Raw genomic sequence first — 23670 nt, forward strand, 5'->3', positions numbered from 1 at the left:
GGAGTTATAAAAGAATGGATACTCCGACAACAACATCTATAAATGGTTCAGAAATAGCAATTATTGGCTTATCAGGTCGTTTCCCAGGAGCCAAAAATATAGATGAATTTTGGCAGAATTTACAAAATGGTGTAGAGTCAATTACTTTTTTTACTGATAAAGAACTTTTGGATTCAGGAATAGATCCATCTGTTGTTAATCAGCCTAACTACGTCAAAGCAAAGGGTGTATTAGAAGATGTAGAATTATTTGATGCATCATTTTTTAGCTTTAATCCTAGAGAAGCAGAAATTACCGATCCTCAGCACCGTCTTTTCTTGGAGTGTGCTTGGGAAGCGTTGGAAAATGCTGGCTACAATGAAACTTACTCCGGTGCGATTGGTGTTTATGCTGGTGCTAGCCTGAGTGGCTACTTATTCAACGTTTATTCAAATCAAAATATCTTAAGCTCTGTAGATCCTCACCAAATAGCGATTGGCGGTGACAAAGATTACTTAAGCACACGCGTTTCTTACAAACTTAATCTAGAAGGACCAAGCTACACCGTTCAAACAGCCTGCTCAACTTCATTAGTTGCTGTCCATTTGGGATGCCAAAGCTTGCTAAATGGCGAATGCGATATGGCTTTGGCTGGTGGTGTTCGCATAAATTCGACCCGAAAACATGGCTATTTTTACAAAGAGGGAGGAATAGCTTCTCCTGATGGACACTGCCGCGCCTTTGATGCTCAGGCACAGGGAACGGTGAGTGGTGAAGGCGTGGGCATTGTGGTTTTAAAGCGATTAGAAGATGCGATCGCAGACGGAGATTGCATCCATGCCGTTATCAAAGGTTCCGCTATTAATAATGATGGGTCATCAAAAGTTAGCTACACCGCACCTCGTATAGATACTCAAGCACAGGTGATTAGAATGGCTCAAGGTGTAGCCGAGGTTGAACCGGAAACTATCACCTATATTGAAGCTCATGGCACGGGAACATCCCTAGGAGACCCAATTGAAATTGCCGCACTCACACAAGCTTTTCGCGTCGGTACAGAGAAAAAAGGCTTCTGTGCAATCGGTTCTGTAAAAACAAATATCGGGCATTTAGATGCTGCTGCGGGCGTAACGGGCTTGATGAAAACCGTCTTGGCTCTCAAGCATAAAAAAATACCGCCTAGCTTGCACTTTGAACAACCCAATCCTCAAATTGACTTTGCCAGCAGTCCCTTCTACGTCAATACCACACTTTCTGATTGGCAAACCAACGGCATTCCGCGACGTGCAGGAGTCAGTTCCTTTGGTATTGGGGGAACAAATGCTCATGTGATTTTAGAAGAAGCCCCAACTATAGAGGCTCGATCTTTAGCAGATTCTCGTCCTTGGCAGTTATTGTTGCTTTCAGCAAAAACGAGATCAGCCCTGGAAACAGCCACAGCAAACTTAGCTAATTATCTTCAGCAACATCCAAATTTACACCTTGCAGATGTCGCTTACACTCTTGGAGTAGGTCGTAGAGCTTTCGACTACCGCCGGACATTAATCTGTCAAAACCTTGATGATGCCGTCACGGCGCTAACGTCTCCAGAGACTCCTGAAGTTTTCACACATTACCAAAAGCCCTGTCATCGCTCTGTCGTGTTTATGTTTCCCGGTCAGGGTTCTCAGTATATAGACATGGGTCGGGAGCTTTATCAAACAGAGGCAATTTTTCGCCAACAGGTTGATGAGTGCTGTGAACTGCTCAAACCACATTTAGGATTGGATTTGCGCGATGTACTTTATCCTAATGCAGCCCAAACCCAACAAGCAGCACAACAGGTGACACAAACTGCTATTACCCAGCCAGCCCTATTTGTCATCGAATACGCCCTTGCTAAGTTATGGATGGCATGGGGAGTGCTTCCTACAGCAATGATTGGTCATAGCATAGGGGAATATGTCGCTGCTTGCCTAGCTGGGGTGTTTTCTCTCAAAGATGCTTTGGCGCTAGTGGCTGTTCGTGGACGGCTGATGCAGCAACTTCCTTCAGGGACAATGCTTGCTGTATCACTATCGGAGTCGAAACTTCAGCCCCTGCTAGGCGAGGAATGTTCTCTTGCAGCTAGCAACGCACCTTCTCTGTGCGTGGTTTCCGGAGCAAAAGCGGCAATTGAGAAGTTGCAACAACAACTGGGCGAACAAGGGGTGGATTGTCGCCCTTTACACACTTCACACGCTTTTCATTCCCAGATGATGAACCCCATCATCGATTTATTTACAGAGCATTTAAGAAAAATCAACCTGAAGGAACTGCAAATTCCCTTTGTATCTAACGTCACTGGTACTTGGATGAGTGCAGCCCAAGCAACCGATCCAAGCTACTGGGCAAAACATCTACGGCACACGGTACGCTTTGCTGAAGGTATTGCCGAGTTGCTGCAACAACCACAACAAATTTTCTTGGAAGTTGGTGCAGGGCGGACATTGAGTACTTTAGTGAGGCAGCACCCGCAACAAGAGCAACATATTATACTTTCTTCCTTACGCCATCCAAAAGAACAACAATCAGATGTTGCCTTTTTGCTCAATGCAGTCTCGCGGCTCTGGCTTAACGGGGTAAAGATAAATTGGTCTAGCTTTTATGCAACTGAGCGCCGTGAACGCATCCCCTTACCGACATATCCATTTGAACGACAAAGATATTGGATTGAACCACAATCTAAAGCTGCTCCTGTTACTACACATCAAGAACCGTTACACAAAAAACCGGATATTGCCGACTGGTTTTACGTGCCAATTTGGAAACAATCAATACCACTTAAACCTTGGAATAATGAAAAGCTAACACAAAAATTATGTTGGTTGGTCTTTGTCGATAACTGTGGCTTGGGAGCAATGCTCGCGCAACAGCTAGAACAACTTGGGCAAGATGTCATCACCGTCATAGCGGGAGACCAATTTACTAAACTGAGTGAGCACGCATATTGCATAAATCCCCAACAAAAAAATGACTATGACACCTTACTCCAAAATTTGGGTGTACTCAATAAAACTCCACAAATGATTGCCCATTTCTGGAGTATCACAGTCAACAATCAGACCGCCTCAGGAATCGAGTTGTTTGAAACAAGTCAGGCGCAGGGCTTTTACAGTCTGCTTTTCCTAGCTCAAGCACTTGGACAACAAAGTATGACTGATGCTTTACAAATCCTAGTTGTGACTAATAATATGTACAATGTTACTGGTGCGGAGAAGTTGTCTCCAGAAAAGACAACTGTGCTAGGACTATGTAAAGTGATTGGGCAAGAATATCCGAATATCTCCTGCCGCAGCATTGATATTGTGATTCCCCCAACAATTTGGCAACAGGAGAAACTCATAGAGCAACTGCTCGCAGAATTGACAGCACAGCCGAGTGACTCAGTTGTTGCCTACCGTGGTTATCATCGTTGGGTTCAAACTTTTGAAGCTGTTCGTTTAGAAGACGCGAACCCAGGAAAAGCACGGCTGCGCCAAGGGGGAGTTTACTTGATCACAGGTGGCTTGGGAGGTATTGGGCTGACACTAGCGCAGTATCTAGCTCAAACAGTGCAGGCAAAACTCGTCTTGATCTCGCGATCTGGTCTTCCTGAGAGAGGTGAGTGGGAAAAATGGTTGACGACTCATGATGACCAAGACTCCGTCAGCAACAAAATTAGGAAAGTGCAGGCGTTAGAGGAGTTAGGTACAGAAGTGTTGGTCAAAAGTGCCGATGTCGCCGACTTGGAACAGATGCAAGCATTGATGAGCGAGGTCTTTGAGCGCTTTGGCGACCTTCATGGTGTGATCCATGCTGCCGGGATCGTTGGCGAAAAGGCTCATACTGCTATTCAAGAGACTTCTTTGAACGAATGCCATTCGCAATTTCAATCAAAGGTTTATGGACTATTCGTACTAGAAAAAGTTTTGCAGGGAAGAAAGCTTGATTTTTGTCTTTTGCTATCTTCTTTAGCATCGGTTCTAGGGGGATTGGGCTTTGTTGCTTATTCGGCTGCAAATCTTTTTATGGATGCTTTTGCCCATAAGCAAAATCAAACAAACCCCGTCCCTTGGATCAGCGTAAACTGGGATGGTTGGCAGTTGAGAGAAAAAGAAGAACAAAATACAGCTTATAGAACAACTTTGGCTGAATTAGCTATAAGACCTAGTGAAGGTGTGGAGGCTTTTCAACGTATTCTATCCACGAGTACAGTTAATCAAGTTGTTGTTTCTACAGGAAGTTTACAAGCTAGGATTGAGCAATGGTTAAAGCTTGAATTATTGAAAGAAAAATTAGAGCAAACAAGCCTCTCTAAACCTTTACATTCGCGACCTCAATTAGGGAATGATTACGTTGCTCCCCGTAGTTCTGTTGAGCAAATCATTGCTGATATTTGGCAGAATCTCCTTGGGATCGAACAGATAGGCATCCATGACAACTTTTTTGAGTTAGGGGGGCATTCGCTGTTAGCTACCCAAGTGACTTCTCAACTACGAAAAACTTTCCTTGTGGAGTTGCCTTTACGCAGTCTCTTTTCTGAATCCTCTACGATCGCCCAGTTAGGTGAGCAAATTGAACAACTGGTTATGGAGAAAATAGAACAACTATCAGAAGAAGATGCTCAACGTCTTTTAGGAGTCTAATTATTAAGCATCCTCCTGTTCCTCTGCTCTCTCTGTTGCCTGGTGCGGTTCATGAAAAGCAGATTTTTGGTCACGACTACGTAAGTCATGTTATTTGGTGGGCATTGCCTCCCCCTTCCCCTTATCTGAGAGCGGCAATATGTCTGAATCCGATGCATTTTTAAGGCGACAATCTCATTTATCACCGACAAAAAAAGCGCTTTTTGAAAAGTTGATGCAAGGTAAAATTAGAGCTAATGCTATTCAAAAGCGTCAACAGTTGGGTTCAGAGCCTCTGTCCTTTGCCCAAGAGCGACTGTGGTTTTTTGAACAGTTCAATCCCCACCAACCCTTATATAATGAGCCTATCGCGTTGCGCCTTCTGGGAACGCTCAACGCGATCGCACTTCAGCAGAGTCTCAACGAAATCGTGCGGCGACACGAAGTTTTGCGAACTACATTTGCCACAGTCGAAGGACAACCCATTCAGGTCATCGCCCCAACTTTGACCTTGGCTGTACCGACAGTGAACTTACAGTCGCTTTCTCCAAAGGAGCAAGAGGTTGAGGTTAAACGCATAGCCACTGAAGAAGCCAAGCAACCATTCAATTTGGTAGAAGGACCACTTGTACGAGTGACTCTGCTGCAATTGAGTGAAGCCGAGCACATATTGCTGTTGACCATGCACCACATCATTTGCGATCGCTGGTCTTTTGGGGTTCTCATCCGGGAGGTAGCAGCGCTTTATGAAGCCTTCACCAACGGTCAGCGATCGCCACTTTCAGAACTCTCGATTCAATATGCAGATTATGCCATATGGCAGCGACAGTGGCTTGTGGGAGAAGTTTTAGAAAAGCAAACATCTTACTGGCTCCAGCAACTTGATAACGCTCCAACATTACTTGAGCTATTCACAGACCGCCCACGACCAGCAGTCATGACTTATCAAGGCGCGAAACAGTCTTTCGTCCTCCCCAAGCAACTGAGTGAGGCACTTAAGGCTCTCTCGCAGCAAGAGGGGACAACACTATTCATGACTCTACTGGCGGCGTTTAAGACTTTACTCTATCACTACACCCAGCAAGAAGACATTCTGGTAGGCACTCCTATTGCTGGTCGCAACCGTGCAGAACTTGAAGGGCTAATTGGATTTTTTGTCAATACCTTGGTGTTGCGTACCTGCCTTGCAGATAACCCGAGTTTCCGAGAGCTTTTAGGGAGGGTACGCGAGGTAACATTAGGGGCTTATGCTCATCAGGACTTGCCCTTTGAGCAACTCGTGGAGAAACTACATCCGGAGCGTAACTTGAGCCATACGCCGTTGTTCCAAGTCATGTTCCAACTCCATAATACTCCCACCAGCAGTTTAGAGCTACCGGGTTTAACTTTGATGCCTTTGGAGTTCGACAACGAAACGGCAAAATTTGATTTGACGCTCGCAATGGTAGAAACGGAGCAAGGGATCATTGGAAATCTAAAATACAACACACAGCTTTTCAATGTAGCTACCGTTAGCCGTATGATCAGGCATTTCCAGACGTTAGTGCAAGGCATTGTTGCCAACCCTGATCGCCTCATTTCACATTTGCCGCTCTTAACGGATGCTGAACAACATCAACTGTTGATCGAGTGGAATGATACCCAAACTGACTACCCCTGTGTCTGCATCCATCAGCTATTTGAAGCACAGGTGGAACAAACACCAGACGCCGTGGCTGTAGTTTTTGAAGACCAGCAACTTACCTACCAACAGTTAAACGCCCGTGCCAATCAACTAGCACACTACTTGCAAAAATTGGGCACAGGACCAGAGGTGCTGGTGGGTATCTACATGGAACGTTCCCTAGAAATGGTGGTGGGAATTTTGGGAATCCTCAAAGCAGGTGGAGCTTATGTACCCTTAGATCCTACCTATCCACAAGAGCGCCTAGCCTTCATGTTGGAAGATGCTCAAGTGCCAGTGTTGCTGACTCAGCACCATTTGGTTGAAACTTTACCTTCTCATCAAGCTTATGTCATCTGTCTGGATACTGACTGGGAGGCAATCATTGCCCAACAGCCTCAGGAAAACCCAACTAGCGGAGTCACACTTAACAATAGCGCATATGTTATTTACACCTCTGGTTCTACAGGCAAACCTAAAGGGGCGATAAACACCCACATGGGTATTTGCAATCGCTTGCTTTGGATGCAAAATACTTATCAGCTCACCCAAGCCGACAGCGTTCTGCAAAAAACTCCCTTTAGCTTTGATGTCTCAGTTTGGGAATTCTTTTTGCCATTATTGAGTGGCGCTCGTTTAGTTTTTGCTCAACCAGGCGGTCATCAGGATAGCGCCTATTTGGTCAAGTTGATTGCTCAAGAGCAAATTACCACGCTCCATTTCGTTCCTTCTATGCTTCAAGTTTTCTTGGAAGCTGCGGGACTTGAGCAATGTCACTGCATCAAACGTGTCATTTGCAGTGGTGAGGCGTTGTCCTTTGAACTGCAACAACGCTTCTTTGCTTGTTTAGATGCCGAATTGCACAACCTCTATGGTCCCACTGAAGCTGCTATTGATGTCACCTTTTGGACTTGCCAGCGCCAAAGCGATTTACCAATTGTTCTTATCGGTCGCCCAATTACAAATACACAAATTTATCTACTGGACTGTTGGGGGCAACCCGTTCCTATTGGTGTGCCAGGAGAACTTTATATAGGAGGCAAAGGACTCGCACGCGGCTACCTCAACCGCCCAGAACTAACTGCCCAAAAATTCATCCCCAATCCCTTTGGCAACAAACTGGGGACTCGCCTGTACAGAACTGGTGATCTGGCACGCTATCTGCCCAGTGGAGAAATTGAATTCATAGGACGCATCGACCATCAAGTTAAGATACGGGGCTTCCGTATTGAACTTGGAGAAATTGAGGCAATATTGAACCAACACGCTCATGTGCGTCAAGCTGTGGTTGTGGCGAGTGAAGACGTTGGCGACAAGCGCCTAGTGGCTTATGTTAGCCTGCAGCAAACAGTTACAGTTACGGAACTGCGTAGTTTTCTTCAAGAAAAGCTGCCAGAATACATGATACCTTCTGCTTTCGTTGTACTCCCAGCCATACCGTTAACAGCCAATGGTAAGGTGGATCGTCGAGCACTCCCTGCACCCGACCAACTACGCCCGGAACTTGAAAACATCTTCGTTGTTCCCCACACCCCTGTTGAAGAGATGCTGGCAGGAATCTGGGTCAAGCTTTTAGGAGTGGAGCAAGTTGGCATCCACGACAACTTTTTTGAGTTAGGTGGGCATTCACTTCTGGCTATTCGCTTCCTGAGCCAACTACGGGAAGTTCTTGAGGTAGAGCTTCCCCTTCGTAGCCTTTTTGAGTCGCCGACAATCGCCGAACTTGCTCAGAAGATTGAAGCAAAAATCAGAGCTGGGCAGAAACTGGATGCACCTATACAACCCGCCACCCAGCGTGAAAACCTGCCCCTCTCCTTTGCTCAACAGCGGCTGTGGTTTATCGACCAATTAGCTCCTGGGAACCCTGGCTATAATATACCCGCCGCTGTACGTTTGCATGGTTCGCTCAACGTAACGGCATTGGAGCAAAGCCTGAACGAAATCGTTAGGCGTCATGAAGCTTTACGCACCACTTTTAAAGCTGTGGATGGACGACCTATGCAGGTCATCACCCCAACCTTGAAATTGACGTTACCAGTGATAGACTTGCAAGCACTTGCACAAGCGGAACAAGAAACTGAGGTGCTGCGGCTGATTGCTCAAGAAGCTCAGCAGCCTTTCAACTTGGCTTGTGGTCCACTACTACGAATCACTCTCCTGAAACTTAGCGCAAGAGAACACGTTGTGCTGTTCACGATGCATCACATTATCTCTGATGGCTGGTCAATGGGAGTATTGATCCGAGAGGTAGCAACTCTTTACCAAGCCTTCTTGTATGGCAAACCTTCCCCCCTACCTGAACTGCCGATTCAGTATGCAGACTTTGCTGTTTGGCAACGACAATGGTTACAGGGAGAAGTGCTACAAACTCAACTTGCTTATTGGAAGCAGCATCTGGGTGGTTCTTTGCCAGTGCTACAGCTACCTTACTCCCAACCGCGACCAGCAACACCAAGCAATACAGGCGGTATCCATACGTTCAAGCTGTCTGCAAAACTGTCTGAAGCTCTTTTGGCGCTCAGTCATGAGGCAAATGCCACTCTGTTCATGACAATGCTGGCTGCGTTGCAAACACTGCTACACCGCTATACTGGGCAAGATGACATCGTTGTTGGCACTGATGTTGCCAACCGCAACCGGGCAGAAGTTGAACCATTGATTGGTTTTTTTGTCAATCTGTTTGTATTACGTACTGACCTTGGTGGCTACCCCAGTTTCCGGGAACTGTTGCAGCGAGTGCGAGAAGTGGCAATGTCTGCTTATGCCCACCAAGACCTTCCTTTTGAGAAGCTTGTGGAAGAACTGCAACCAGAACGCCATCAGCAGCCTACGCCTTTGTTTCAGGTGTTGTTTGTGCAGAATGTTCCAACACAAAAACTTGAACTTGAGGGACTCACACTAATTCCTTTAGAAGCTGATAACAAAAGGGCGAAGTTTGATTTAGCGCTATTTGTGTCGGAAACAGAAGAGGGAATTGTTGGCAGATGGCATTACAACGCTGATATTTTCGATAAGAGGGCGATTGCACAAATAGCAGGGCATTATGAGACGCTACTTAACAGCATAGTTGCCCAACCTGATGCCCGAATCAACACTTTAGAAATGCTTACTGCTGATGAAAAGCAACAACAAATTATGACAGAAGTCAAACAAGAGCAGAGCAAACTTAAGAAGTTCATGGGCGTTAAGCCCAAGGCTGTGAAGTTACCACAAGGAGAATTAATCAAGACAGATTATCTACAGCCAACCCAAACCCTACCTTTGGTGATTCAACCCAATATCGACGATATTGACCTCATCGATTGGGCTAAAAGCAATCGGCAATTTATAGAAACCAAATTGCAGCATCATGGTGCTATCCTCTTACGAGGCTTCAATATTGATTCGGTATTGGCGTTTGAGAATTTAGCTCAAGCAATTTGTCCAGAATTGTTTGCTGAGTATGGCGATTTACCCCGCGAGGGAGTCGGCGGCAAAGTTTACGGTTCCACCCCTTACCCGTCTGATCAAGCTATTCTCTTTCATAACGAAAGTTCTCATATGCACTGCTATCCCCTAAAAATTTGGTTTTTTTGCGTCCAGCCAGCGCAACAAGGGGGAGAAACACCAATTGTAGACTGTCGAAAAGTTTATCAACTCCTTAATCCTAAACTGCAAGAAATATTTGAGAAAAAGCAATTAATGTATGTCCGCAACTACATTGAGGGTTTGGATGTCAGCTGGCAAGAGTTCTTTCACACCACCGATAAAGCAGTCGTTCAAGAATACTGTTGTAAAGCAGGCATTGAATTTGAATGGTTACCAAACAATGGCTTGAGAACTCGTAAATTACGACCAGCTGTCGTTAAGCATATACGTACAGGGGAAAAAGTATTTTTTAATCAGCTTCAGTTGCATCATGTATCTTGCTTAAACCCATCAGTCCGTGAATCTTTGTTGTCAATCTTTGGAGAAGAAAATCTGCCGCGCAATGTCTATTACGGGGATGGTTCTCCTATTGAAGATGCAGTCATGGCAGAAATTAATGAAGTGTATAAGCAAGCGGCAATCAGTTTCCCTTGGCAGCAAAAAGATGTGCTGATGCTAGACAATATGTTGACCGCGCATGGTCGCTACCCTTATGTGGGACCACGAAAAATTGTGGTAGCTATGGGGGAAATGATTCAAAGCGAAAATGCAGCGGTTTTCATTTGAATAAAGTACAAATAGCCTACGGCACGGCTTACGCCTACATCTGTGTCCATCTGTACGGCAGTTGCTACAACGGGGGGAACCCCCCTCCGGGTTCACCAGTCGCCTACGGCGGGAAACCCGCCTGCAGCGCTGGATTCACCGCAACGCACTGCCTCGTCCATCTGTGGTTCATTATTTCTTTGTGTACCTCGCCCAATTGCAAACCGCTATATTTCATTGAGAGTCATCAATGCAAAACCAAATTCTTGAAGGCTTTCGTCTCTCTCCCCAGCAAAAACGCCTTTGGTCTTTGCAAGAAGATTCCTCGGCTTATTTTGCCTACTGTGCAATTCGGCTTGAGGGTCATCTCAACTATGACGTTTTAAAAGCTGCGGTAAACAATGTTGTTAATCGACATGAAATTCTTCGCACGACTTTTCATAGAAAACCAGGTATAAAAATCCCAATTCAAGTGATAGCGGATAATAGCGCACCATTTTGGCAGACCATTCATTTGAGTCATTTGTCTTTTAGGGAACAATTAGGCAAGATTGAGGAACTTTTTCATGAAGAAAAATATTTTATTTTTAACCTTCAAGAACCTCTTTTGCGTTTAACTCTACTGATTCTGTCAGAAAATCAGCATATTTTACTTGTTAGTCTGCCATCGCTATGTGCAGATAGCTGGTCTTTGAAAAATTTAGTGCAAGAAATTGCTGATGCCTATGCTTTGTGTTTAAAGAGCGAAGAATTATCAGATGAAGTCATACAATACATCCAATTTTCAGAGTGGCAAAATGAACTTTTAGAGGAAGAAGATGCAGAAACAGGAATTGCTTATTGGCAGCAGCAAAAACTCTCGTCCCTGCCGTTGCTAATTCCTTTTCAGGTTAAGCCTAGTCAACAAACAAGATTTTCTCCTGAAATTTATACTTGTAATTTTTCTCAAAATATCCTTGCAAATGTTAAAGAAAAAGTAATCTTATATAATATCAAAATTGCGGATTTCTTACTCTCCTGTTGGCAAACTCTGCTTTGGCGGCTGACAGGAGAATCAGAAATTGTCGTGAGTACTGTCTTTAGTGGCAGAAAATATGAAGAACTGCATAAGTCGCTGGGACTGCTAGCAAAATGGTTGCCTGTGCGTTGTTGTTTTCAAGAAAATTTTAAATTCTCAGAAATCATCAGACAAACTGATGAGAATTTGCGCGAGATAGATAAATGGCAAGAATACTTTATTTGGGAAGAAAATGCAGATACGATGGATTCTACGGTGAATCCTGTTAGTTTTGAGTTTGAAAATTGGTCAGACAAATATAATGCTGGTGGGATTTCCTTTTCAGTTATAAAACAGTATGTCTGTTTTGACCGATTCACAGTCAAGCTTTCTTGTGTACAGACACAAGATTCACTGACAGCAGAGTTTCACTACAATCCTGAACTCTTCGCCAGAGAAAGTATTCAGTATCTAGCGGAACAATTTCAGACTGTGGTAGAAAGTGCTGTTAACCATCCTGAGTCTACAGTTAGCGAGTTAGAAATTCTTAGCGATCGCCAACGGCAGCAACTGTTAGTTGAGTTTAACAACACGCCAACTCATGACTTACAAGATAAGTGCATTCACCAGCTCTTTGAAGCACAAGTCGAGAAGACACCGCACAACATTGCTGTTATCTTTGAAGACCAACAGCTCACCTACAGCGAACTCAATGCACGCGCTAATCAATTAGCTCACTACCTGCAACGGCTGGGAGTAGGACCAGAAGTGCTGGTGGGCATTTATGCAGAGCGATCGCCCTTGATAATCATTGCTCTTTTGGGCATTCTCAAAGCTGGAGGAGCTTATATTCCTTTCGATCCCACATTACCAGCACAGGGTTTGACCTTCCGGTTGCAAGATACCCAAGCACCAGTCCTCTTGACACAGCAGCCCTTAGTCGAGACGCTTCCTGAATCGGCAACACGGGTAGTCTGTTTGGATACCAATTGGGAGGTCATTGACCAGGAAAGCACCGCAAATCCAACTAGCAAAGTACACAGTAAGAATTTAGTTTATACACTGTTCACCTCAGGGTCTACAGGTGAACCAAAGGGAGTCGCCGTTGAGCATCGGCAACTCCTCAATTACCTACAGGCAATTTTAGATAGACTCGACCTGTCAGCCTGTGCGAGCTTCGCGACCGTTTCCACCTTTGCTGCTGACTTGGGTAATACGGTCATTTTTCCTGCTTTGTGTACGGGGGGATGTCTCCATATCATCACTCAAGAGCGGGCATCAGACCCTGATGCACTTGCAGGATATTTTCGCCGCCATCCCATCGACTGTCTTAAAATTGTACCTTCTCATCTCACCGCCCTTTTGAGAAATTCTGCATCTGAGTCTATTCTCCCCCGCCAATGCCTGGTTCTTGGTGGTGAAGCTGCTACTTGGCATTTGATTTCGCAGATCCAGCAGATCGCCCAATGCCGTATTATCAATCACTACGGTCCTACAGAAGCAACCGTAGGCGTGCTGACTTATACGGTCAAGGAGCAAAATCAGACTCAAACAGTTCCCCTTGGTCGTCCACTTGCTAATACACAGGTGTATGTGTTGGATCAGCACCTGCGACCAGTACCGATTGGCGTACCCGGTGAGGTGTACATCGGTGGTAACGGTCTGGCTCGCGGCTACCTCAATCGACCAGAGCTAACAGCACAATCTTTTATTACCAACCCCTTCAAATCTGAAAGTAGGCTGTACAAAACCGGAGATAAGGCACGCTATCTCCTAGATGGTAATCTAGAATTCCTGGGAAGAGTTGATAACCAAGTGAAAATACGGGGGTTCCGAATTGAACTGGGAGAGATTTCGGCAGCACTGAGTGAGCATCCAACGGTGCGACAGGCTGTGGTGTTGGATCGGGAGGAGGTACCGGGTGATAAACGCTTAGTGGCTTATTTGGTTCCCGATCAAAAACAAAAACCCACAAATACTGAACTACGCAACTTCTTAAAAGAGAAGTTGCCGGAGTATATGATACCCTCCGCCTTTGTCATGCTGAAAGTGCTGCCGTTGAACCCAAACGGCAAGGTGAACCGTCAGGAACTTCCAGCCCCTGAGTTGACACGACCTGAGTTAGAAGAAACTTTTGTCGCTCCCTCTACCCCAGCCGAAGAAGTTGTAGCGCAAATTTGGAAACAAGTTCTTGGTGTTGAACGCGTGGGTGTTCACGACAATTTCTTTGAGTTGGGGGGACACTCACTGCTAGCCACTCAAGTCATTTCCCGCGTACGGGAAGATTTTCAAGTCGAGTTGCCCTTGGTTAACTTGTTCAAGTGCCCTACTGTAGCAGGTTTGGTCAATGCGATCGCACAAATCTATGGTGAACGAGAAGTGGTTGAAGAAATTGCCCAGATATTGAGGAACGATTGATGAGTGATTTTCCCACACAAGCAAGTCATCTCAAGTCCAAAAAACAAGAGCTTGTTGAGCTGTTACTCAAGAAAAAGGGAATAAACACTCGACGAGTGCAAACCATTCCTCAGAGGATGCAAACCAGCCCTTGTCCACTTTCCTTTGCTCAACAAAGGCTGTGGTTCCTCAACCAGTTAGAGCCGGGTAATCCTTTTTACAACCGACCCTCTGCCCTACGGTTGACAGGTCAACTCAATGTTACCGTATTGGAACAAAGCTTTCAAGAAATTGTCCGGCGTCACGAAGCCTTGCGAACGACCTTTATCACCGTCGAGGGGCAAGCGCTCCAAGCGATCGCCCCAAACCTGACTTTGACAATGCCGATCGTGGATCTGCAACAGTTCCCTGAAACACAGCAAGAGGCTGAGGTTCGGCGGTTGGCAACTCAGGAAGCTTTGCGACCTTTCGACCTCAGCCAAGGTCCTTTGTTACGGGTCAGTTTGCTGCGCTTGACCCAGGAAGACCATGTTTTACTATTCACAATGCACCACATCGTCTCTGACGGTTGGTCCATAGGTGTCCTAGTGCGTGAGGTGGCAACATTATACGAAGCGTTTGCCAACGGTAAACCCTCACCACTACCAGAATTGCCGATTCAGTATGCAGATTTTGCTGTTTGGCAGCGGCAGTGGTTGCAGGGGGAGGTGCTAGAGGCTCAATTATCTTATTGGAAGCAGCAGCTGGGTGGCGCTTCGTCTTTACTGGAGTTACCCAGCGACCGTCCGCGACCGCCAGTTCAAAGCTACAAGGGTGCAACCAAATCTTTAGTACTGTCCAAGCCACTGACAGATGCACTTAAGGCTCTCTCACAACAGGAGGGGGCAACACTCTTCATGACACTGCTGGCGGCGTTCAAAACGTTGCTCTATCGCTACACTGGGCAGCAGGATATCTTTGTAGGGTCGCCTATTGCTAACCGCAACCGCTTTGAAACTGAACCATTAATCGGATTTTTTGTCAATACCCTGGTGTTACGGACCCACCTTTCGGGCAACCCCAGTTTTCGGGAATTGTTGAGGCGGCTAAGGGAGGTGGCATTAGGGGCTTATGCTCATCAGGACTTACCCTTCGAGCAGCTGGTAGAGGAACTACAGCCAGAGCGGCATCTGAACCGTAACCCACTGTTTGATGTCATGTTTATTTTACAGAATGCTCCGATGGAGGTTCTGAAATTACCAAATCTAACCCTAAGCACCCTGTCTCGAGAAAGCAAAACGGCAAATTTTGATTTGACTCTCTCCATGATGGAAACCGAGCAAGGACTGGTGGGGTCTTTGGAGTACAGCACCGATTTATTTGATAGCACCACCATTGAGCGGATGTTAGGGCATTTCCAAGTTTTACTAGAGGGAATAGTCGCCCATCCTGACCAGTGCTTATCGGACTTGCCAATCTTAAGAAAAGCCGAGCGACAGCAATTGCTGGTGGATTGGAATAATATCCAAGCAACCTATGAGCAACATTTATGCATTCATCAGTTATTTGAAGCCCAAGTGGAGCAAACGCCAGATGCTGTAGCTGTGGTCTTTGAACAGGAGCAGTTAACCTATCGCGAACTGAACCAGCGAGCAAACCAGCTAGCGCACTACTTGCAAAACCAGGGAGTGGCTCCAGAAGTGCTGGTGGGATTGTGCATGGAGCGCTCTTTAGAAATGGTGGTGGGACTGCTAGGAATTCTCAAAGCGGGAGGAGCCTATCTGCCACTCGATCCAGCATATCCTCAAGAGCGACTGGCATTTATGTTAGCAGATGCCCAAGTATCAGTACTGCTGACACAAGAGCGACTGGTGGCGGAGTTACCAACCCACAAAGCACAAGTTATTTGTTTGGACAATGCAAACTGGGACTTAAATGCTTACCCGGAGGAAGAAAACTCCATCACCGAGGTGACAAAAGACAATCTTGCTTATGTCATTTATACCTCTGGTTCCACAGGTCAATCTAAAGGCGTGATGATTCAGCATCGCAGCCTCGTCAACGCCTATTTTGCATGGGAAGAAGCTTACCAACTGCGAACTACCGCAACTAGTCACCTACAGATGGCGAGTTTTTCTTTCGATGTCTTTTCAGGAGACTTAGTTCGCGCTTTGTGTTCTGGTGGCAAACTTGTTTTGTGTCCTCGTGATTTGCTGCTAGATCCGCCAAAACTTTATGAGCTTATGCTCAAAGAAAAAGTTGACTGTGCTGAGTTCGTGCCAACTGTTTTGAGAAACCTCATCCAATATTTGGAGGAGAGCCAACAGCGTCTTGACTTTATGCAATTGCTCATCTGTGGTTCGGATAGCTGGTATGTGCAAGAGTACGAGAAATTTCAAAACTTGTGCGGAGTCAAGACGCAGCTGATTAACTCCTTTGGTTTAACCGAAGCAACTATTGATAGTTCATATTTTGAAACGGCAACGGTGGATTTACCTGTGGAGCAGTTAGTCCCGATTGGACGCCCCTTTGCCAACACACAGATATACATTTTAGACAGCCACTTGCAGCCTGTACCTGTGGGAGTTAAAGGCGAACTGTATATTGGTGGTGCTGGTCTTGCGAGAGGATATCTACATCGACCAGATTTAACTGCTGAAAAATTTATACCTAACTTTTTCAGTGACCAACCGGGGGCGCGTCTTTACAAAACTGGAGACTTGGGGCGCTACCTACCAGACGGTAATATTGAGCTACTTGGTCGCAGTGACTACCAAGTAAAAATTCGTGGCTTCCGCATCGAACTGGGCGAGATTGAGGCAGTGCTGGGGCAACACCCAGGGGTACAGGAGACGGTGGTCATGGTGCGAGAGGAGCGCTTGGTGGCTTATGTTGTCCCAATAGAAACGCGAGCATCGCAATATGGCGCTACCCTAACAAGTGACCTGCAACGCTTCCTGCAAGAACGACTGCCAAACTATATGATACCGTCTGCGTTCGTCATACTGGAGTCGTTTCCACTGACACCCAATGGCAAGATAAATCGCCGCGCCTTGCCAGCACCGGAAAACAATAGACCCGAACTTGAAAGCAGTTTTGTAGCTCCTTATACTGCTATCCAGAAAACGCTAGTTAGTATCTGGACGAATATCCTCAATGTTGAAAAAGTTGGCATTCATGACAACTTCTTTGATCTAGGAGGACACTCATTGTTGACAACTCGGCTCATTGTCAAAATTCGAGAAGCTTTCCAAGTGGATTTACCCTTACGCATTTTGTTTGAGTCGCCGACTGTAGCGAGTTTAGCCGAAAGTCTGGAGAGAATTCTTCAAGGAAAACTCCTAACCACCCTAACTCAAGAAACGATTGCAAAGCTGAACGCTGAAGCTGTTCTAGATTCTACAATTTTCCCTGAAACTAGTTTTGTTGAGCCTATAACTGAACCAGCTTGTATTTTCTTAACAGGAGCAACTGGCTTTCTCGGTGCTTTTTTACTCTATGAACTTTTGCAGCAAACTCAAGCAGATATTTATTGCTTGGTACGTTCCCCCAATGTTGAGGAAGGTAAGAAAAAGCTGCAAACAAGTCTTGAATCCTATTTACTTTGGCATGAATCTTTCAATTCTAGAATTATCCCTGTGATAGGAGATTTATCTGAGCCACTTTTGGGTCTTTCTGAAGAACAGTTTCAAGAAATGGCACACAAAATTGATGTCATTTATCACAATGGTGCTTGGGTTCATCATATTTATCCCTATTCCGTACTCAAAGCAGCAAATGTTTTAGGAACACAAGAAGTTCTTAGATTGGCGTGTAAAATAAAAACCAAGCCCGTACATTTTATTTCTACAACTAGTGTTTTTTCTGCATCCGGTCTTTCAGGAGTTAAAGAAGTTAAAGAAGAAGATAGTCTTGATGATTTTCAACTGCCTGGGAATGGCTATGTTCAGACAAAATGGGTAGGCGAAAAATTAGTAGAAGCTGCCAAAAATAGAGGTCTTCCTATCAGTATTTACAGGCTAGGACGTGTATCGGGACATAGCGAAACTGGTGTTTTTAATACTAATGACTTTTTGTACAGACTCATCATTGGCTGTATCGAACTCGGAAGCGCACCCGACAGGGACATTATGGAAGATATTATGCCCGTCGATTATACAAGCAGAGCGATCGCCTATCTCTCAAGACAACAAGCTTCTTTGGGAAAAGCTTTTCACCTAGTTAATCCCCACCTTCTCCACTCAAAGATACTGCTCAACGTCATCCACTCGTTTGGTTATCCACTTCAACAAATTTCTTACGACCAGTGGCAAGCAGAACTGATGAATATCGCTAGTTGCTCCCCAGAACATCCTTTGTATCCGCTTGTACCATTTTTTTCAGCAAGGAAATCTCAAGAGAAAACATCCAACTCAGCAGTACTACAGTTCGACTGTCACAATACACTAAATGGGCTGGCAGGCACGTCTATTGTCTGTCCAGCAATAGATGAACAATTGCTTAGTACTTATGTTTCCTACCTGATGAAAAGTGGTTTTTTGACCCCTCCACAGTCAGCAATTGAAGTAAAACCTAGTAGTTAAAAACATCTTTATCCAACCATTGTTAACTAATACTATTTTCCCATGAATATGCACTTATAGAGCTTTTCATCTGAATGAAGTACAGATTTATCTGTGTCCATCTGTAGTTCATTATTTCTTTGTGTACCTTACCCAATGGCAAACCGCTATAAATATTAGAAACGAACCGCCAAGAAGAGCCAGCGCTGCAGGAGGGTTTCCCTCCGCAGGCGACTGGCGTCGCCAAGAGCGCCAAGGAACAGAGGAATATTTATTAAGTGCAAATTTATAGAAGATTGGTATAAATCAAATCAAAACTAAAATAGGAGATATCAATTTTATGCAGGTACAAGAATCTGGTTTACAAAAAGATTTACCACATTCAACGCAATCCTCCACTTCCAGTCTCAATACCCGCCAGGAAAAGCATCTAGAGACATTAATTGCACGCTATACCAAGCGGACACAAACATCAAAACAACTTACACAAACTTATCGTCCGGTTCTAGCTGATGTCAGAGGTTCAGCGGGATTCCGTTCTGCTATCAAAGAAATGGTCTATCCCATTGTTGGCAAACGTGCTTTTGGATCTAGAATGTGGGATGTCGATGGCAACGAATATATAGACTTAATTATGGGATTTGGGGTGAATCTTTTTGGTCACAATCCACCCTTTATTCAGGAAGCCATAGCAGAGCGACTCGAACAAGGTATACATATTGGACCGCAATCAGATATTGCAGGTGAGGTAGCTGAGTTAATCTGCGAACTCACGGGGATGGAGCGGGTCACAATTAGTAATACAGGTACTGAAGCAGTGATGACAGCGCTGCGTCTGGCTCGAGCAGCAACAGGTCGTGATAAGATTGCGCTCTTTTCAGGCTCTTATCATGGACATTTTGATGGCACCTTAGCAAAAGTCCAGAAAGTAGACGAAACTCTACAAACAGTGCCCAAGGCTCTAGGAGTACCGCAAAATATTATTGCAGATATTTTGGTTTTAGAATATGGCAATCCTCAATCGTTGGAAATTATAAAAGCACACGAACAAGAATTAGCGGCTGTTATCGTTGAACCTGTGCAAAATAGTAGACCTGACTTACAGCCGAAAGAATTTCTCCAACAGTTGAGACAATTAACACAAGAATCAGGGATAGTCTTAATCTTTGATGAAATGTTGACAGGTTTCCGCATCCATCCGGGTGGAGCGCAAGCATGGTTTGGCATTGAAGCAGATATCGCAACTTATGGAAAAATTGTGGGTGGTGGTATGCCGATTGGCATAATAGCTGGTAAGGCTACCTACATGGATAGAATTGACGGCGGAATGTGGAACTACGGGGACGAATCTTTGCCTCAAGTGAAAACAACGTTGTTTGCAGGCACTTACTGCAAGCATCCACTGGCTATGGCTGCTGCAAGAGCTGTCCTTAAGTATTTAAAGATTCAAGGACCTACACTTCAGCAAAATTTGAATGAACGTACTTCCCAATTCATCAAAACATTAAATACTTACTTTGAAGAAGATAAAGTACCGATTAGACTGGCAAATTTTGGTTCAATTTTCAACTCTGTTCCTTTAGGGAAGTCTGCTTCTTCAGATAATTCGGCTTCTGCAAAGAATATGGATCTGATATATTATCACCTAATTGATAGAGGAATTTTTATCAAATCGGGCGGTGGTTTACTCTCTACGGCTCATACAGATGAAGACCTAGATTGCATAGTTCAAGCTGTGAAGGATAGCGTTAAGGAACTACGCGAAGGAGGTTTCTTGCCCTAGCGCTCATAGTCTTTTGTTCGAGATTCCTGTTTACGATGCCGTGACCTAACAATTTATCAGTTAACACTAAACAGTGATTATTTGAGGAAAAAAATGAGTAGAGATGACTTTGAAGACACCACGATTTACAAAGTTGTTGTAAATCATCAAGAACAGTATTCCATTTGGGTTGCTGATAGAGACAACCCTGTTGGCTGGAGGGATGTAGGTAAAACTGGTTTGAAACCTGAATGTCTTGAATACATTAAGGAAGTGTGGACTGATATGAGACCGCTCAGTTTGCGAAAGAAGATGGAGGAAGCAGCACCTGAAAAGATGATGTAGATCACGTTATCAGACTGCAAGTTTTATAATCTCGAAAGAGAACTTCCAAGAACCACGCACCATACCGCAAGCAGTATGGTGCGTGGCGTACGTCAACATGAGAGCAGATTTTCCATGATAGAGACACCTAATCCCAATGAGCCTCCCTTGAAAAGTAAAGTTCTTGCATATTTCCAAAAGATTCCCCGCAATGTCTGGATATTAGGTTTTGTTAGTCTATCTTGGATGTCGCAAGAGGACTCCCGTTACAGGCTTCGCCTTAACGGCGAGATGAATTGCGACCAATAAAAAACATGGCTTCGCAATACCTTGGTGTAGTAGAATATACTTGCCACCAAAAAAGTTAGGGTTAGGCAAGATTGGTGTTTCTCCACCAGACAATTCGCATCACCAAAAGGAAATACCTGATTAACAGGGGGGTCGAATGTTGTGAATGAAACAAACGATATCTAGTCGCCACAATCGGACTCCAGAAAAGCCACTTTCAGTTTAGGATGGCGTTCTAAGATCCCTCCTTCAATCAACGCTAATAAAGCCATCATCTGTTCCATCGGATCAGAGCAAGCGTGGGTAGCAAAACGAGTGTTAAACCTTAGAGTGAGAAATGGGTTGCCGTCGGCAACCCATTTCTCACTCTCTCACAATGATTATCATTATTAAAGAAATGTGGCCTCTTGATTTTTTGGGATAATTTATTTCTTGGAAGTCCCCTAAAAAGCTGGTAACTTGATGGTCTTGATCAGTTCGCCGTGAATCCGCCATCTACGACTAAAGGTTGTCCAGTGATGTAGCTGGCAGTATCAGAGCATAGAAAAACCACAGCTTGAGCGATTTCTTCTGGCTGACCCATGCGTCCCATTGGCACCGTAGACGCTAAATCATCTGCCGTACCGCCCACGTCGTCAACGAGGCGATCCATCATATCAGTCGCAATCAAGCCAGGATTAATCGCATTGATCCGAATGCCCTGTTTAGCATAGTCGAGCGCTGCCGCTCGCGTCAGTCCCATGACTGCATGTTTACTCGCGATATAGGGAGATATCCCTGGAAACGCAATCAACCCTCCCATCGAGGAATTGTTGACAATCACCCCAGATCCTTGAGACAGCATTTGCTGAATTTCATATTTCATGCACAAAAACAGTCCCCGCACGTTGATCGCCATGAGTTTGTCAAAGTCCTCGATCAATTGTTCGTGAAGGGGTTTTAGAGGTGGATCAATCCCTGCATTGTTGAAGGCACAATCGAGTCGTCCGTAAGTCTCGATTGTCTTCTGCACTAATGCTTTGACATCTTCCTCACTGGATACATCTGAACGTACAAATAAACACTCAGCGCCAGCATTACGAATCAGCGCAGCAGTTGCCTCTCCTTCTGGATCGCGTCTGCCTGAAAAAACCACCTTTGCACCTGCGTTTCCCAGCGCTAGAGCAGTCGCTTTACCGATTCCTGACGTGGCTCCAGTGACTAACGCGACTTTGTTCTCAAGTGTTATCATTTTTACCTCTGCTTCAAAGTTGGTGCGAGTGAGATATTGATCGTTCCAGTTTCTAGTGGCGATCGCTTACATCTGTTTTTGTGATTCTTCCTACAGTTCAATCAGAACGACTAGAGGGTTTCATGATATCATCTAATGCTTACATCATTTGGCGGAGCGGGCGGACGATCACTTCGTTAACATCGATATCATCCGGCTGGGACACAGCATACAAGACGGCTCTGGCAATTGCATCTGGAGTTAACGCCGTTTTGCGGAGTTCTTGCAAAAAACCTTTGGATGCATCATCTGTGATATCAGAGCCGAGTTCCGTCTCAACCACGCTGTTGTCAAACTTTTCGTCAAACTCTTGCGCTCTCATATAGCTGCTCAATCTATAACTCCCCATTTTTATATTTAGCTTTTAATTCTTCCAATTCTGCATCTATTTCGCTTTTACTAGAAGATGGTTGAGGTGTTGGCGGTTGTGGTTGAAATGCAGTATTGTTATTGCTTTTGAGATTACCACCTTGAAGAAATAGAGTTTTCATTTCTTCTAATTCTTTATCTATTTGACTAGGAGTTTTCTGAATAGAAACAGGTGTGGAAGTAGGTGGTATAGTAATAGGTTTTACTGATGCGATTATAGGTGTTGTAGCTAATTGCTGCCCTTGGTTTAAGTTTTGGAAAACTTCATCTACAGTTTGGTAGCGCCGAACGGGGATGCTTTCTAGCATTTTGTCCAAGATACCGCTTAACTCATTGCTCACCTGACTTGTGAGATATTGTCGCCAAATCCAAGCGTCGTTGTTAATGTCGTACAAGTCAAAGGGAGAAAGTTGGGTTAATAGATGAACGCAGGTGACACCTAAACTGTATACATCGCTAGCAAAAATAGCCCTTCCTCTCATTTGTTCAGGAGCAACATATTCTGGACTGCCAATACTAGTTCCTGTTCTATTTAAAGCTGTGTAAGTGGCTTCTTTAGCAGCGCCAAAATCTACTAGAACTAGATCCCCGTTGGTTGATTGGCTGTTTGTACGACGAATAATATTTTCTGGCTTGATATCTCGGTGAATAACTTGTCTTGCATGGCAAAATTGCAACACTGGCAATAAATCATTTAGCAGTTCCCGAATTTGGCTTTCGTTGAAAGCACCTTTTTGTTCCAATTCCTGGGCTAAGTTCAGTCCATCGATAAATTCTTGTACAAGATACTGCCTATCATCTTGCGTAAAATAAGCCAAGAGTTCGGGAATTTGGGGATGCTTGCCCAACTCGTCCAAGCGCATTGCCTCTTGGGTAAACAACTCCACAGCTTTCTGCACTGTACTAGTGCCTTGAGCTTGGGGGTAGAATTGCTTAATAACACAGCGCGGTTTGGATGGTTTATCCTCATCTACAGCCAAGAAGGTTCTGCCAAAACCACCCTGCCCTATTGGTTTGATAGCACGGTAGCGTTCTTTCAGGAGTAATTTGGAGCCACACGTCAGGCAAAAGTTTCCATCATTGGTGTTGAGAGGCTTGGGACAATTGGGGTTTAAGCAATAGCTCATGTGACAAACACAGCATTAGCGTAGTTCTTAATACACTCGTCTACGCTTTTGTATATTTTTATTTTGCCACGCTTCAAGATGAAGGCGAATGATTATGGTAGTTTGCACTTGCATTCAATACAGTTCGTGCCGGGTGGACATCTTGTCTGCCCATA

Annotated in this window: 11 protein-coding genes; 8 read left to right on the plus strand and 3 right to left on the minus strand. The window is 44.9% G+C overall.

Annotated elements, in window-relative coordinates:
- Positions 1 to 14: 14 nt before the first annotated feature.
- From MAS10914_RS0119715 to MAS10914_RS34425, 8 genes are all read left to right on the plus strand, one after another.
- Positions 15 to 4625, plus strand: coding sequence for a type I polyketide synthase (locus MAS10914_RS0119715; protein ID WP_017317668.1), 4611 nt, complete (start codon positions 15 to 17; stop codon positions 4623 to 4625).
- A gap of 139 nt (positions 4626 to 4764) precedes the next feature.
- A complete protein-coding gene (locus MAS10914_RS0119720; RefSeq protein WP_017317669.1) occupies positions 4765 to 10461 on the plus strand; it encodes a non-ribosomal peptide synthetase in 5697 nt (1898 codons plus the stop codon).
- 229 nt (positions 10462 to 10690) lie between these two features.
- On the plus strand, positions 10691 to 13855 hold the full coding sequence (locus MAS10914_RS0119725) for a non-ribosomal peptide synthetase (RefSeq protein ID WP_017317670.1): 3165 nt from the start codon (positions 10691 to 10693) through the stop codon (positions 13853 to 13855).
- Positions 13855 to 18396 carry a non-ribosomal peptide synthetase family protein gene (locus MAS10914_RS30590; RefSeq protein WP_017317671.1) on the plus strand — a complete coding sequence of 1514 codons (4542 nt, stop codon included), beginning with the start codon at positions 13855 to 13857 and terminating at the stop codon, positions 18394 to 18396. The genes MAS10914_RS0119725 and MAS10914_RS30590 overlap by 1 nt, the downstream gene beginning before the upstream one ends.
- A gap of 121 nt (positions 18397 to 18517) precedes the next feature.
- Complete coding sequence (locus tag MAS10914_RS35745) at positions 18518 to 18667, plus strand: hypothetical protein (RefSeq protein ID WP_232224198.1); 150 nt, start codon at positions 18518 to 18520, stop codon at positions 18665 to 18667.
- Between the two features lie 48 nt (positions 18668 to 18715).
- Entirely contained in the window at positions 18716 to 20158 is a 1443-nt protein-coding gene (locus MAS10914_RS0119735) for an aspartate aminotransferase family protein (RefSeq protein ID WP_017317672.1), read from the plus strand.
- 93 nt (positions 20159 to 20251) lie between these two features.
- Positions 20252 to 20482 carry an MbtH family protein gene (locus MAS10914_RS0119740; RefSeq protein ID WP_017317673.1) on the plus strand — a complete coding sequence of 77 codons (231 nt, stop codon included), beginning with the start codon at positions 20252 to 20254 and terminating at the stop codon, positions 20480 to 20482.
- Positions 20483 to 20596: 114 nt separating this feature from the next.
- A complete protein-coding gene (locus tag MAS10914_RS34425; RefSeq protein ID WP_017317674.1) occupies positions 20597 to 20770 on the plus strand; it encodes a hypothetical protein in 174 nt (57 codons plus the stop codon).
- 451 nt (positions 20771 to 21221) lie between these two features.
- Here MAS10914_RS34425 and MAS10914_RS0119750 read toward each other — a convergent pair whose 3' ends face one another.
- From MAS10914_RS0119750 to MAS10914_RS0119760, 3 genes are all read right to left on the minus strand, one after another.
- A complete protein-coding gene (locus tag MAS10914_RS0119750) occupies positions 21222 to 21980 on the minus strand; it encodes an SDR family oxidoreductase (protein ID WP_017317676.1) in 759 nt (252 codons plus the stop codon).
- 139 nt (positions 21981 to 22119) lie between these two features.
- The gene (locus tag MAS10914_RS0119755; protein ID WP_017317677.1) at positions 22120 to 22341 is read right to left on the minus strand and encodes a hypothetical protein; all 222 of its coding nucleotides are present in this window, start codon (positions 22339 to 22341) and stop codon (positions 22120 to 22122) included.
- A 13-nt stretch (positions 22342 to 22354) separates the two neighbouring features.
- The gene (locus MAS10914_RS0119760) at positions 22355 to 23515 is read right to left on the minus strand and encodes a serine/threonine-protein kinase (protein ID WP_017317678.1); all 1161 of its coding nucleotides are present in this window, start codon (positions 23513 to 23515) and stop codon (positions 22355 to 22357) included.
- Between the last annotated feature and the right edge of the window lie 155 nt (positions 23516 to 23670).

Source organism: Mastigocladopsis repens PCC 10914, assembly GCF_000315565.1.
Taxonomy (GTDB): domain Bacteria; phylum Cyanobacteriota; class Cyanobacteriia; order Cyanobacteriales; family Nostocaceae; genus Mastigocladopsis; species Mastigocladopsis repens.

Excerpts from the sequence above, each read along its gene's own strand:
- MAS10914_RS0119715 (WP_017317668.1), top strand. The coding sequence starts at position 15 with ATGGATACTCCGACAACAACATCTATAAATGGTTCAGAAATAGCAATT.
- MAS10914_RS0119720 (WP_017317669.1), top strand. The coding sequence starts at position 4,765 with ATGTCTGAATCCGATGCATTTTTAAGGCGACAATCTCATTTATCACCG.
- MAS10914_RS0119725 (WP_017317670.1), top strand. The coding sequence starts at position 10,691 with ATGCAAAACCAAATTCTTGAAGGCTTTCGTCTCTCTCCCCAGCAAAAA.
- MAS10914_RS30590 (WP_017317671.1), top strand. The coding sequence starts at position 13,855 with ATGAGTGATTTTCCCACACAAGCAAGTCATCTCAAGTCCAAAAAACAA.
- MAS10914_RS0119735 (WP_017317672.1), top strand. The coding sequence starts at position 18,716 with ATGCAGGTACAAGAATCTGGTTTACAAAAAGATTTACCACATTCAACG.
- MAS10914_RS0119740 (WP_017317673.1), top strand. The coding sequence starts at position 20,252 with ATGAGTAGAGATGACTTTGAAGACACCACGATTTACAAAGTTGTTGTA.
- MAS10914_RS34425 (WP_017317674.1), top strand. The coding sequence starts at position 20,597 with ATGATAGAGACACCTAATCCCAATGAGCCTCCCTTGAAAAGTAAAGTT.
- MAS10914_RS0119750 (WP_017317676.1), bottom strand. The coding sequence starts at position 21,980 with ATGATAACACTTGAGAACAAAGTCGCGTTAGTCACTGGAGCCACGTCA.
- MAS10914_RS0119755 (WP_017317677.1), bottom strand. The coding sequence starts at position 22,341 with ATGAGAGCGCAAGAGTTTGACGAAAAGTTTGACAACAGCGTGGTTGAG.
- MAS10914_RS0119760 (WP_017317678.1), bottom strand. The coding sequence starts at position 23,515 with ATGAGCTATTGCTTAAACCCCAATTGTCCCAAGCCTCTCAACACCAAT.